Origin of the sequence: Bacillus sp. B1-WWTP-T-0.5-Post-4, assembly GCF_009183795.1 — a bacterium.
Lineage (GTDB): Bacteria > Bacillota > Bacilli > Bacillales > Bacillaceae_G > Bacillus_A > Bacillus_A cereus.
Window position 1 is genome coordinate 84,426 of record NZ_WEIJ01000005.1, and the last position, 12,774, is coordinate 97,199.

Below are 12,774 nucleotides of genomic sequence, written 5' to 3' on the forward strand. Positions count from 1 at the left end.
AATTTATAAAAAACTTTGATTTTAGACTTGGGGGATAAAAAAGTGAAAAAACAACGAGTTGTTGTAAAGATTGGGAGTAGTTCCTTGGCAGATAGTCACGGAGGCATCTCTACAGAACAGCTTTCAGATCACGTTGCCGCATTGGCTCGGTTGAAAGAAGATGGGCACGAGGTTGTGTTAATTACATCTGGAGCCGTCGCTGCAGGTTTTTCAGCGCTAGGATATCCTAGCAGACCTGTAACGATTAAAGGGAAACAGGCTGCAGCAGCTGTCGGACAAAGTTTGTTAATGCAGGCGTACACCGAGGAATTCCGTAAATATGGCATCGTTACTGCGCAACTTTTGCTGACGAGAAGTGATTTTTCTAGAAAAGAACAATATAGTAATGCTTACGCTACGTTAGGAGAATTATTAAACCGCTCCGCTCTTCCAATTATTAATGAAAATGATTCCATCTCCTTAGAGGAGCTGACGTTCGGTGATAATGATATGCTGTCAGCTTTAGTAAGCGGGCTTGTTTCGGCGGATATGCTCATGATCTTTACGGATGTGAACGGGTTATATGACAAAAATCCTCAGAAAAATGCGGATGCAAAAAAATATTATTTTCTTCCTGAAGTTACGGAAGAAATTTCTTCTCTTGCAGGAGATGCTGGCTCAAAACTTGGGACTGGCGGTATGAAATCAAAAATCGATGCTGCAAAGACAGCGCTCTCTCTTGGTGTGAGTGTATTTATCGGAACAGGACGTGGACAGGAAAAGTTTGTAGATGTTTTGAAGGGTAAGGGTGATGGAACGTATGTTGGTAATGCTCCTCAAAAAGAAATGAAGATGAACAAGCAATGGATTGCCTTACATTCGCTTGTTAGCGGACAAATTGAAGTAGATGCTGGGGCAGCTACTGCCATCATTCAGCATGGTAAGAGTTTACTTCCAGCTGGTGTTACGAATGTATCAGGATTTTTCCAAGTGGGTGAAGTTGTAGAGGTTGTAACGCAACAAGGGCGCGTAATAGGAAAAGGACAATGCACATATAGTGCAGAGGAACTAAGAGATGTAAAAGGTATGCAAAGCCAAGATATTCAAGTAAGAGGCGAGAGACATAGTTATGAAGTCATCCATAGGGATCATTGGGTTTCACTTTAAAAAGGAGGAAATAAAAATGAATGAAGTGTTGGCAAAGGGGATAAAAGCAAAAGAGGTTGCTAGAGAGCTTGTGCTTAAATCTACAGAGCAAAAAAATGAAGCACTTTCCGCAATAGCTGATCAGTTAATATTAGAAACAGCTTATATTTTAGAAGAAAACAAGAGGGATATTGAAGAAGGTAAGGCAAAAGGATTTTCTGATTCACTCCTTGATCGTCTTCTGCTAACTGAAAATCGTATTATTGATATGACAGAGGGGATTAAGCAGCTAATTGAATTACGTGATCCTGTAGGAGAATGTGTAAGTGCATGGGAAAGGCCAAATGGACTATCTATTCAGGAGATGCGCGTACCACTTGGTGTTATAGGCATGATTTATGAGGCAAGACCGAATGTAACAGTGGATGCAGCTACAATTTGTTTGAAGACAGGAAACGCAGTCATATTACGTGGTAGTTCTTCTGCTATTCATTCTAATAAGGCCATCGTTGCCGTTATTCACAGAGCGCTCAAACTAACAAGCTTACCTCAAGAAAGCGTACAGCTTATAGAAGATACAACGCGAAATAGCGCGAAGCAGTTGTTTACAATGAAGGATTATCTAGACGTTCTTATTCCAAGAGGTGGCAAACAATTAATCGATACTGTTGTGAGAGAAGCGTCTGTTCCAGTACTTGAAACAGGTGCGGGAAATTGTCATATATTCATTGATGAAACAACAGATAAACAAATGGCGTTTAATATTATTATAAATGCAAAAACACAGCGTCCATCTGTATGTAATGCAATTGAGACGATTGTACTTCATGAGAATTGGGCAGAGCAATATGGTAGCGAGTTGTTTTCTTCCTTGAAGGAAAGAGGAGTGGAGCTACGTGGTGATAATAAAGCAGTGGCGATTGATTCTTCTATCTTACTTGCGACAGAAGAAGACTGGGAAACTGAGTTTTTATCTCTCACACTAGCAGTGAAAGTGGTTTCCACTGTTGAAGAAGCGATTCATCATATAAATACGTATGGATCTATGCATTCTGAAGCAATTATTACTGAAAACGAGGAAAACGTCAGCAAGTTTTTTACTTCTGTAGATGCCGCGGCACTTTATCATAATGCATCGACTCGTTTTACAGATGGATCCGAATTTGGATTCGGAGCGGAAATTGGTATCAGTACACAAAAGTTACACGTAAGAGGACCAATGGGGCTTCCAGCATTAACTTCTACAAAATATGTGATTCGTGGAAATGGGCAAATTCGAAAATAATAATAAAAGACACTCAATTGGCTTGGGTGTCTTTTATTATAAAAATTAATTACCATACAAATAGCCCAACGAGCATAGCACTTAATAAAGAAACAGCCATCCCGCTAACAAGAAGCTTCCAAACATTTTTACCGATGACTGATGATTTTTCTCCGCCAAATAATGAATTGTAAGTTCCGTAAATCATACCTACTGTACTAAAGTTAGCAAAAGAAGCTAGAAATGTCGTTGCAACCGCAACCGTATGCGGTTGTAGCGACTTTAAGTTTGATTTTAAATCCATCATTGCAACAAATTCATTCGTCGTTATTTTGATCCCCATTAATTCAGCTACATACATAGCATCACTGCCTGATAAACCGAGTAAAAATGCAAAAGGACTAAAGATAATGGAGAAGATTTTTTGGATTGTTAACCCCGTTACAAAAAATCCTAAAATCCCATTTAAACATGCTGTTAAAGCTACATAACCAATTACCATAGCTAAAATAACGATAACCATATTCATCCCAACTAACATACTGTTTGAAATAGTAGAAAAGAAATCCTTTTTTTCATGTTTTGAAGGTGTGTAAACAACGTCTTCTTCTTTCGAAACTTCCACAGGATTTAATACATTGGCTAAAATTAATGCGTTAATACAGTTTAATGGGATTGCGCTGAAAATATATGTTGCTGGAACCATTGATAAATAAGCACCAAGAATGGATCCGCTAACGCTACTCATACTCATAATTCCAAAAGTTAATAATCGATTTTCTTTTAAAACAGATAATTGATCCCGAACAACCGCAAGTGCTTCGGTGTTTCCTAAAAACATCATTTGAATCGAAAAGAAACTTTCTAACTTTGGTAAACGAGAAATCTTTGAAATAACTGCACCTACTTTATCAATAATCCAAGTTAAGATTCCGAAATAAGAAAGAATATCGAAAAAAGTAATAACAAAAATGATAGGAAGTAACGCACTAAAGAAGAAATCAATGTGCTGACTTTCCATAGCTGAAGGAAATGCAAATCGAATACCTTCATTCGCACATGCTAGTAGCCAACTGAAAAATGACGCAATTTTATTAATGATAATACTGCCGAGCTTTGTGCCTAACATAAACCACGTAATAAAAAGCTCCAATAGGATGAGAATTACAATTGGTCTCCATTTTATATGTTTTTTATTAGGCGAACATAAGAAAATGATTAATATGACAACGAAAATCCCTAACATATTCAATATGAAATACATGTCAACAACTCCTTGAGAGTTATTATTTGTATATAAAAAAGCATCTATTCTTCCAAATTTGGATTATGATTAGAAGTTATGAAGCATGTAAGTTATGTTAGGAATCAATGTATTTTAATTTGCTTTATTTTGAGCAATCGTAGTAATTATCGAACAATTAGCTGTTTTCAATTGTTTTGTTGGATATTAAACGTATGCGATTTTAAACATCGTTTATTCCGGATTAACGAGCAGTAAGATTTTTACCTCAAAATTCAAGGAAAGCAAAGAAGTGAGGTGGGGATGGGCTGCCCGCAAAATCCCGATTGGTAAGAGCTGATTAAAATTTCACTTTATAAATAAGAACGGTGAGTTGGCCATGAACCTTGAAGTTTCCGAAGCTGTATAATTTGTCCTGTATGATAAGCATCATGCAAAAGGATATTCATATATTGTTGCCAAACTGGTAGAGAAGGACTTAGTTGATCTAGTTCTGCTTCTTGAAGGGCGGTTAATGAAGATTGTAAGGCATCATGTACTTGAAGCGTTCGCTTTACGGTTTGCTGCCAAGCGGCATCATCATTAGGTCCACCTTGGATAAACGTCTCATCATTATTTTGTGGAGCAACAAATGTGTCGTCTTCATGTAAGCGGGAAAGTAGGCGTTCTTTAAAGATTAATAAATGGTTCACATTTTCCCAAATCGTATTACTGGCAGCACCTTCTGGTTGCCAACATGCTTGTTCAACCGTAAGATTCTTTAACGCTTCTGATATTGGTGGGTACCATTCTTCTTCGTAAAAAACTTGTTGGACTCCATTTTGCAACATTTCTTTTCTTCCCATTCGTATAGCCTCCTGTTCATTTTTCTTCATAAAACCAATTCTCTTTTCTCTTCAATAAACCTTTTCTATAGTTGCACAAGAGGGTGAAAGACAACTTATAACAGAGCCATTAAAAAACTTCTTTTTAATATGATACTTAATAATCAAGGCTTTAATTAAGTCAGAATGAAAAAGAGTATAAACCTTTCTCTATTTGCTCATTGATTAGAGTTTTTTTGAAGTCGCAAAATAATTCTAAAAATATAGAAGGTTAAATTCGATAAAAATAGAATTTAATATATAGCAAACAAGGAGGGGATAAAAATGGAGGTCTATCACATAACGAGTAGAAAGAGGGAAACTTATAACGTTCAAGTGAAATATTCGATACTTTTCGAATGTGCGCTTGGCATTGCAGCAATTACTCATAAGAGGTTAATTGATACACTTGAAAAGAGTCAAAATGAATGGGAAGAAATTAAGAAATCATTAACAGAAGAAATGAGAGAGCACTTACAATTTGTCGAAGAAAATAATACGTGGAAAGCATTGCTTCAGTTGTTGTATGAAGAAGACATACAGGGTGTATCGCAGTTTCATGCTAAAATCGATTCACTTTCAGAAGAAGATTTGAAGTATACATGCTTACCGTTTTTAGGGGAGAAATATGAGAAAAAAAGACGTTTAGCCGCAAGTAGAGATGGAACTGCAATACATGAGCTAAAGGAATTAACACATGATCATCATTTTTTCTCTACGTACATTCGCTTTATATGTGATGTAGATGTACAAGTGCTGAAATCTCATTTAATCGCTGTAATGACAGGGTGGTATGAGAGTGTAATTAAGAGTGAGGAAGAAGAAATACTTTCTATATTAAAACGAGATTATGAAGCAAAAAATGAAATGAATAAAAAGATGAAGCCGGAAGAGTTTGTCGAGTGGGCGACTGGCGGAGTGAACTATATGCCAGAGCCAAGTGTTCATCACGTACTTCTTATTCCGCAAATGACGTACAGACCGTGGAATATTGAAGCAGATATTGATGATACGAAAGTATTTCATTATCCAGTTGCGAATGAAAGTATTCATCCTGAAGATCCGTATGAACCGAATTATTTTTTAGTTCAAAAACATAAGGCTCTTGGAGATGAAGCGAGATTGCGAATTGTAAAAATGTTGTTTGAAAAAGAACGTACATTACAGGAAATAACGGAAAGATTGCAACTCGGTAAATCGACTGTACACCATCATTTGAAATTGTTACGTGCAGCGAAGTTAGTTGATATACATGACGGAAAATATGTATTAAGAAAGAAAGCAGTACAGTCTTTAGCGAAAGAATTAGATATGTTTTTGAATAGATAATTAACAACGAGAATGTACATAAAGGGAGGAATATAAAAGAAAAGTTGGTGTGTGAAATTGAAAAATATATTGAAAAATCGTTCGTTCTTTTTTATGTGGATTGGTAGTGCAATCTCTGAATTAGGAGGGGCTTTCGGAACGTTATGTAATTCAATTCTAGTATATGAGTTAACAGGATCAGAAATGGCTTTAAGTAGTATGTGGTTATTATATTTCATCCCATCACTCATACTGCAATTAATCAGCGGCCCATTTATTGATAAATGGAGCCGGAAGTGGATTATGATTTTTTCACAATGGATACGAGCGTCCGTATTTTTATTACCTTTGGTGATGCTAGTTTCGGGTAGTATAGAAGTTTGGCACATTTATGTTGTTCAAATTGTAGTGGGACTTATTACACCACTTTATACACCTGCAAGTCAAGCAATTACACCGAGCATTGTAGGGAAAGAACAACTTCAAGATGCAAATGCGTACATTGATGGAATGACTCGCCTTATGATGTTTCTTGCGCCAGTATTAGGCGGAGTAGTCATTCATTTCATTGGAACAGAACTTACATTATCTTTCGTATGCATTTGTTTATTTGTTAGTGGTGCTTTCTTACTTTATATAAAAGAAAATAGAACGTCGCAACCTATTCGGAAAACGTGGCTTGGACAGTTTCTTCACGGTTTTACATATTTTTTTACAAAACCAATCATCGTTTGGCTCGGTATATTTCTTACTTTCGTGCAATTTGGAGTTGGGGTAACGATGGTTACAAATCTTCCTTATATAAAAGACGAGCTGTCAGCGGGATATGCGGAATTTGGTTATTTTATGGCCGGATTCCCACTTGGCTATGTAGTTGGATCTATACTAGTCGGAAAAGTAACATATAAAAGCAGGCGTATACTTATGCTTGGAGGATTGTTTATCGGGGGACTCACATACATTTCGCTAGGTTTTAACCACAGTATTGTAATGGCGGTAATAATTGAAATAGTTGCAGGTGTTTGTATTGCATTTTTCAATGTTTATAACACAACGATATGCCAACAATCAGTTCCGAACAATATGATAGGACAAATATTTTCGGTGCGATTATTTTTCATACGATCCGCTATGCCGTTAGGTGTGTTAGTAGGGGGCATATTGAGTGAAATGTGGGGAGTAAGAGCACTATACTTTATTATCGGTTCAATTATATGTGTCACTTCTTTAATCGGAATCTTACTCCCATATTTCAAATTTTTAGATGAGGCGATAGAAGAGAAAACAGCATAATTCGAAAAATTTAAACTTTATAATTGAAAATAATTATCATAATCAACTATAATAGTAGTATTCGTATTACAATGAAGGAGTGGGATATATGTTTATCGAAACGAAAACATTTACAGTAAAAGAAGGTACATCAAATATAGTTGTAGAACGTTTTACTGGAGAAGGTATTATTGAAAAATTTGAAGGCTTTATTGACTTAAGTGTTCTTGTGAAAAAAGTAAGACGCGGCGACGAAGAAGTAGTCGTTATGATTCGCTGGGAATCTGAAGAAGCATGGAAAAACTGGGAAACAAGTGAAGAACACTTAGCTGGACATAGAGCGGGCCGTGGTAAACCAAAACCAGATCATATCATTAATGTGGATCACGCAGTTTATTATGTGAAATCATCAAAAGCGGCTTATCAGCAGTCGTAATATACAAGCAGAGGATACATGTTGTAGAAGCAATCATGTATCCTCTTTTTTATTACTGGGGGGATGGGAATGATAGAAAAACTTGCATTCATTACATATGAACAACATAAAAAATTAGTGCAAACAATAGTAGCGGAAGTCTTATCTATGGAAAAGGTAAATGGATTCATGCTAATTGGATCTGTTGCAAGAGGCGATGCATATCCTGAATCTGATTTAGACTTCTATATTCTTTTAGAAGACGGACAAAAGAAGAAATTTCATTCTGAAATGAGAGAAGATATTTTAGTTGAATATAAGGGTGCAGATTTTAATCAAATTCAAGTAAACTTTAAAAACAATCCGATGGAACTATACTCATTTCTAGAAGGGAAAATTTTGTTTGATAAAAGCGGTGAGTTAAAAAAGTTAAAGGAAATAGCTACATATGAATTTGAAAACTATCGTGTTTCAAGTGACAAAATGAAGGGCATTTCTCATTGGTTGCATAGTTCGCTTATTAAAATTCAATCTGCTTTAAAAGCAAATGATGAGTTAAAAGCTTCATACTTAGTTCATACGTCAACTTGGACATTGTTAGAAGGGATATGGGCTATTAATAATAAGCCAGTACCGCCAGCGGGATCTGCTTTAAGGTATATTCAAACGTTGCCGAATAAGCCAATTCATTTAGATGAGTTACTTAATAAGCTATTTTTAGGTGATACAACAGAGCGCATCCCTTCAGCAATTTTCCTGGTTGAGTGGGTTCTACACAATCTGGAAAATAAATAATGAGACTATTTTATATAGGTACATTAATATTTCACGTCGAACGGTTTATATAATTGCAGTCATAAAAAACGTTCTAGGCTATGGAGAAAAGTATTAGACTTATAAAGCATAGTCTTAGACGGAACGCTTGAATATCTTACCTTGCATATTTAAGTGTTATGAAAATGAGTCTACATACCCTCTGCTTAAAAGGAGATGAGTGAATGAAGTTAAATCATTTGAATTTATGTGTTGATGATTTATCAGAAGCGAGACATTTCTTTGAAACATTTTTTGATTTTCAATTTTTGGAGCAAAAGGGAAAGGCACTAGTAGTGATGAGTGATGAAAGTGGATTTATACTTGTGCTGAGCGATCCAAAAGCATTTAAGGGAAATAAGGAAGTTATGTATCCTGAAGCTTTTCATATTGGTTTTTTAGTGGATACTTCAAATGAAGTTGATCAAGCGTATAATCGTTTAGTAGCAGGCGGCATTGAAATAGATAAGGAACCTTATTCGATGCGAGGTAGTAGTTATGGTTTTTATTTTACAGTATTTAATGGCTTATTAATTGAAGTGTCTTGTCTTGATTATAGAGAAGGTAAGAAAGTTTCAAAGCTTAATAGTAATCATCAAGAGTAATCATTTGAAGGTGTATAGAATTTAAGTATGTATCATATTAGAAGACGGATTAAGAAAGTTTCACTGTAAAGTAAAAAAGACAGACTAATAAATAGTCTGTCTTTTCACATTAATTCTTCACATCATCATAAAGTTCAAGCGCCTCTTTCACATTCAATCCATTCTTCACAATGCCATGTATCGCTTGAATCATCGCAGCTGGGTGCTCGGATTGCCATATGTTTCGGCCCATGTCTACTCCAATTGCGCCTTCTTGCAGCGCATTGTACGTAATGTTTAATGCGTCTTCAATTGAATCTAGTTTTGGGCCACCTGCGATGACGACTGGGGCAGGGCATGTGCTCGTTATTTTTTCGAATCCTTCGCAGTAATACGTTTTAATAATATCAGCACCCATTTCAACACATACGCGGGAAGCAAGTGCTAGAAAGCGAGCTTCACGTTTTTGTAATTCTTTTGCGACTGCGGTAATGCCGAGTACGGGTAGGCCGTAATCGTGAGCTTCAGAGACTACATTTGCGAGATTCGAAACAGTTTGTGTTTCATAGTCTGATCCGACAAAAACAGAAACGCCAACGCCAATTGCGTTTTGCTTCACTGCTTCTTTTACAGGTGTAACAATTGTTTCATTCGCTAAATCTTTACCGACGACAGTAGCGCCGCCAGATACACGCATAACCATCGGTGTGCTGCAGTTTTCAGGAATACAGGAGCTAAGTACACCGCGCGTTAAAAAGAGGGAGTCTGTATAAGGAAGTAAGTTTTTTACTGTTTCAAGTGGTTGTTCTAGTCCGTGAATTGGTCCTAAGAAATAACCGTGATCTATTGCTAACATAACCGCTCTACCATCAGGTAAAATTGTATTTAATCGATTTTTAAATCCCCAAGTCATTCCAAATCACTCCTTCGTTAATGTTGGATTTTCCGTTTGTACAGTATCTTTATTTGGTAAATGTGGTGACTTAATAAAAACAGCTTTAAAAGGTTTGTCAGAATGGTTAATAAGATAGTGAGATTCATGAGGACGAACTTGCAGGACATCACCTTGTTTAATTGGAACTCTTTCATTATTCACATAGAAATCTATTTCACCTTCTAATGCATAAAAGACCTCTTCGCACGTCGTATGATAATGGTTTTGAAACTCCTGGCCCGGTTGAATGACAACAAGGCCAAGATCAATATTTGGACCTTGTATTAAATATTTCGGCCCGTTATCACCGAAGCGATAGGAGAAGTCATTTTCATTCGCTTTTAACATACAGTTCACTCCTTTATGTAATGTGTTACAGTGCACCAGGCGCAATCCACATATGTGAGGTGAGCCCTTTATCAGCTAAAGCGAGCTGACTGTCATATACAGTTTTCCATGTTTCATAGAACTCTTTATATAGTTCGTGATTTTCAGTAACTGGTTCGAATGTTTGCTCCCACTGTACAAACTCTTCGGCAGTTTCTTCCATAGATGAATATATGCCAGCACCAACTCCAGCAGCAATCGCAGTTCCTAAAGCAGCTGCTTCTTTCACAACAGGTACTTTTACAGGAATACCGAGTACGTCTGATAGAATTTGTGGCCATAGTTTTCCTTTAGCGGCACCGCCAGCAAAAATAACTTCAGAAGGGAATGTGCCAGTTAGATTTTTTATTAATTTTAAGTTTCCAAGTGTAATGAAGGCTGCATTTTCTTCAATAGCACGAAACAGTTCTTTTTTTCCGCATTTGTCAGCGTCTAAACTTAAATTTAAAAAAGAAGGTGCGGCATGACGCCAAGAAATGTAGTTCATAACGTTTGAAAAAGTAGGGATAATGCCATGTGAACCGACAGGTACGTCTTTCGCTTGTTCTTCTAGTAATTCATAAGCGTCTACACCGAGTTTATCAGCAAGTTTCTTTTCTTCTTGGCAAAAAGCGTCTCGAAACCAGCGCATAACGAGACCTGGGAAAAAGGCGATTGTTTCATATTGCCATAGGTTCGGAACAACGTGACAATTTACTCGAATCGCAGCATGTGGATCTGTTATTGGCTCAGTAACATTCACTTCTTGTTGCCAAAAGCTACCCCCGCATATTAACGTTTGATTCGGTTTCACGATTCCTGTTCCGAGCGATGCCATTTGAGCATCTCCACCCCCGGCGACGACAGGAATCCCTTCACGTAATCCAGTTAATGCTGCACACTCTTTTGTAACGTTGCCAATTACTGTACCAGCTTCATTTACTGTTGGTGAAAATGGCAAAGATAGGCCGCACTCCTTAGCGACATCGTTATCCCACACTCTATTTTGTAAGTCAAAAATACCTGACGTGCATCCGTTTGAGGGATCGATTTGTAGCACGCCGCTTAGTTTATATAAAATCCAATCGTTTAACATTGTAAAAGAGTGAATATTATTATAGACGTCGGGTTCATGTTTTTTTATCCAGAGTAGGCGTGGTAAAGCACCTAATGAAAAAGTTTGACCAGACTTTGTATATAAATCTTTTTCAAGATGTGACCGAATTTCTTTTAATTCACTAACTTCGACGGATGCGCGCCCATCAACATTTGCACACGCCCATATTTCTTGCCCATCTTGATCATATAAAACAAATCCTTCTCGCATACTTGTAGCGCTAATAGCAAGAATAGAAGAGGCAGGAGTGTTGCTTTTTTGAAGCACCTCTTTCGTACATTCTTGTACTAGCTTCCAATTTTCTACTACATCAAAGTTCATAGAGCCTGGATAACGAAGGTCAGATTTGTGAATCCATTCTTTTTGACTTACTGCAATTTGATTACCATGTAAATCAAAAAGAACTGCTCGAATGCTCCCTGTACCAGCATCGAAAGCTAATAAATGGGACATTAACAATCACCATCCTTTCGTAATAAGGAGAGGGCAGTTTCCTCATCGGTAATTAATGAATGAATAAACTTTCCTTTTAAGGCACCATAAATTGCATCTATCTTTTCAGTACCTCCAGCAACACCGACGACATGCTTCATATTGCGCAAAATAGAGAGGGGCGTGCCAATTAGACGATTGTGATGCGAGAGCTCTAATAAATCGCCATTTGTATTATAAAACTGTCCTAAAATATCGCCAGCACCGTTTTGACTACGAATATATGTCATCTCACGTAGTGTTAATTTTTCTTCTTTTACAATCGTAGCGTCTTGAGATAATCCCCCAATACCGACAACAGCCGTATGAGCAAGTGAAGCGACTTGAAGCATATCTTTTACACTCGGTTCTGATAGAATACTTTGTGCCATTTCGGTTGTAGACGCTAGAAACGGCGTAGGGATAATGTGAAGCTCGCCTTGCATGTAGTGTAAATAGTTTTGTTTTCTCGGGAGATAGTGATTTACCCCGCCTGTGAGCGTTACGATTGAAAGGTTGATAGAACTTTCAAAATGAATGTTTTCTAGCATTTTGCTAATTGTTTCTCCCCAGCCAATACCGAGTAAATCGCCTTGCTGGAGATGAGTTTCTAAATATTGTGCAGCAGCTTTTCCGAGAGAAGCGTGATAATTGTTTACTGGGGTAGGGATAATAAAAGCATCTTTTAAGTGGAATTTTTTCATTAGGTCACGCTCAATACTTAAACAGTGCAAACCAGTCCCTTTTACGTGAAATGTAACGATACCTTCACTCCGCGCTTTATCTAATAACCGGACGACTTTATTTCTTGAAATATGAAGAAGTGACGCGATCTCCTGTTGTGTTAATTGGTCTTTATAATAGTACCAAGCTACTTTAGTTAATAAATTTTCTTCAAAGTTTAGCTGAGTCATACTCTTCATCCCTTTCAACAATTGACCACAGCTTAAACATATGTACCATATATTTTGTTTATTCCAGTTGAAACGATTAATAGTA

The 12,774-nt window shown here is 37.0% G+C and carries 13 protein-coding genes; 7 read left to right on the forward strand and 6 right to left on the reverse strand.

The genetic code is table 11. The annotated features are described in order from the left end of the window. The first annotated feature begins 42 nt into the window (after positions 1 to 42). Together proB and GBN91_RS17010 are read left to right on the forward strand one after the other, a co-directional pair. The gene (gene proB / locus GBN91_RS17005) at positions 43 to 1,146 is read left to right on the forward strand and encodes a glutamate 5-kinase (RefSeq protein ID WP_006924529.1); all 1,104 of its coding nucleotides are present in this window, start codon (positions 43 to 45) and stop codon (positions 1,144 to 1,146) included. A gap of 16 nt (positions 1,147 to 1,162) precedes the next feature. Beyond that, complete coding sequence (locus tag GBN91_RS17010; protein ID WP_152121844.1) at positions 1,163 to 2,410, forward strand: glutamate-5-semialdehyde dehydrogenase; 1,248 nt, start codon at positions 1,163 to 1,165, stop codon at positions 2,408 to 2,410. Positions 2,411 to 2,459: 49 nt separating this feature from the next. On the opposite strand, the gene GBN91_RS17015 is transcribed toward GBN91_RS17010, so the two are convergent. After that, a complete protein-coding gene (locus tag GBN91_RS17015; RefSeq protein WP_000273596.1) occupies positions 2,460 to 3,653 on the reverse strand; it encodes a NupC/NupG family nucleoside CNT transporter in 1,194 nt (397 codons plus the stop codon). 332 nt (positions 3,654 to 3,985) lie between these two features. Beyond that, complete coding sequence (locus GBN91_RS17020) at positions 3,986 to 4,477, reverse strand: DinB family protein (RefSeq protein WP_000532733.1); 492 nt, start codon at positions 4,475 to 4,477, stop codon at positions 3,986 to 3,988. A gap of 303 nt (positions 4,478 to 4,780) precedes the next feature. On the opposite strand from GBN91_RS17020, the gene GBN91_RS17025 reads away from it, so the two are divergent. The 5 genes from GBN91_RS17025 to GBN91_RS17045 all read left to right on the forward strand — a co-directional run bounded on the left by GBN91_RS17025 (position 4,781) and on the right by GBN91_RS17045 (position 8,908). Beyond that, entirely contained in the window at positions 4,781 to 5,824 is a 1,044-nt protein-coding gene (locus GBN91_RS17025) for an ArsR/SmtB family transcription factor (RefSeq protein ID WP_016077529.1), read from the forward strand. A 51-nt stretch (positions 5,825 to 5,875) separates the two neighbouring features. Continuing rightward, entirely contained in the window at positions 5,876 to 7,096 is a 1,221-nt protein-coding gene (locus GBN91_RS17030) for an MFS transporter (RefSeq protein ID WP_098955660.1), read from the forward strand. 88 nt (positions 7,097 to 7,184) lie between these two features. After that, positions 7,185 to 7,511, forward strand: a complete 327-nt coding sequence (gene hmoA / locus GBN91_RS17035) for a heme-degrading monooxygenase HmoA (protein WP_000469496.1) — start codon at positions 7,185 to 7,187, stop codon at positions 7,509 to 7,511. A gap of 69 nt (positions 7,512 to 7,580) precedes the next feature. Beyond that, a complete protein-coding gene (locus GBN91_RS17040; RefSeq protein WP_000570640.1) occupies positions 7,581 to 8,285 on the forward strand; it encodes a nucleotidyltransferase family protein in 705 nt (234 codons plus the stop codon). Between the two features lie 203 nt (positions 8,286 to 8,488). Next, on the forward strand, positions 8,489 to 8,908 hold the full coding sequence (locus GBN91_RS17045; RefSeq protein WP_000773081.1) for a VOC family protein: 420 nt from the start codon (positions 8,489 to 8,491) through the stop codon (positions 8,906 to 8,908). Positions 8,909 to 9,017: 109 nt separating this feature from the next. Here the strand turns inward: GBN91_RS17045 and lsrF are convergent, their stop codons facing one another. The 4 genes from lsrF to GBN91_RS17065 are packed head-to-tail and all read right to left on the reverse strand — an operon-like array spanning position 9,018 to position 12,689. Next, entirely contained in the window at positions 9,018 to 9,800 is a 783-nt protein-coding gene (gene lsrF / locus GBN91_RS17050; protein WP_000219772.1) for a 3-hydroxy-5-phosphonooxypentane-2,4-dione thiolase, read from the reverse strand. Positions 9,801 to 9,806: 6 nt separating this feature from the next. After that, positions 9,807 to 10,169, reverse strand: coding sequence for a cupin domain-containing protein (locus GBN91_RS17055; RefSeq protein WP_000909986.1), 363 nt, complete (start codon positions 10,167 to 10,169; stop codon positions 9,807 to 9,809). A gap of 25 nt (positions 10,170 to 10,194) precedes the next feature. After that, positions 10,195 to 11,757, reverse strand: a complete 1,563-nt coding sequence (lsrK, locus tag GBN91_RS17060; protein ID WP_000018810.1) for an autoinducer-2 kinase — start codon at positions 11,755 to 11,757, stop codon at positions 10,195 to 10,197. Then, positions 11,757 to 12,689 (reverse strand): sugar-binding transcriptional regulator, encoded by a 933-nt coding sequence (locus tag GBN91_RS17065; protein WP_000192709.1) that lies wholly within the window; start codon positions 12,687 to 12,689, stop codon positions 11,757 to 11,759. The genes lsrK and GBN91_RS17065 overlap by 1 nt, the downstream gene beginning before the upstream one ends. Positions 12,690 to 12,774 lie beyond the last annotated feature (85 nt).

Coding starts and splice junctions, on each gene's coding strand:
- GBN91_RS17010 (WP_152121844.1), top strand. CDS start 1,163: ATGAATGAAGTGTTGGCAAAGGGGATAAAAGCAAAAGAGGTTGCTAGA.
- GBN91_RS17015 (WP_000273596.1), bottom strand. CDS start 3,653: ATGTATTTCATATTGAATATGTTAGGGATTTTCGTTGTCATATTAATC.
- GBN91_RS17020 (WP_000532733.1), bottom strand. CDS start 4,477: ATGGGAAGAAAAGAAATGTTGCAAAATGGAGTCCAACAAGTTTTTTAC.
- GBN91_RS17025 (WP_016077529.1), top strand. CDS start 4,781: ATGGAGGTCTATCACATAACGAGTAGAAAGAGGGAAACTTATAACGTT.
- hmoA (WP_000469496.1), top strand. CDS start 7,185: ATGTTTATCGAAACGAAAACATTTACAGTAAAAGAAGGTACATCAAAT.
- GBN91_RS17040 (WP_000570640.1), top strand. CDS start 7,581: ATGATAGAAAAACTTGCATTCATTACATATGAACAACATAAAAAATTA.
- GBN91_RS17045 (WP_000773081.1), top strand. CDS start 8,489: ATGAAGTTAAATCATTTGAATTTATGTGTTGATGATTTATCAGAAGCG.
- lsrF (WP_000219772.1), bottom strand. CDS start 9,800: ATGACTTGGGGATTTAAAAATCGATTAAATACAATTTTACCTGATGGT.
- GBN91_RS17055 (WP_000909986.1), bottom strand. CDS start 10,169: ATGTTAAAAGCGAATGAAAATGACTTCTCCTATCGCTTCGGTGATAAC.
- lsrK (WP_000018810.1), bottom strand. CDS start 11,757: ATGTCCCATTTATTAGCTTTCGATGCTGGTACAGGGAGCATTCGAGCA.
- GBN91_RS17065 (WP_000192709.1), bottom strand. CDS start 12,689: ATGACTCAGCTAAACTTTGAAGAAAATTTATTAACTAAAGTAGCTTGG.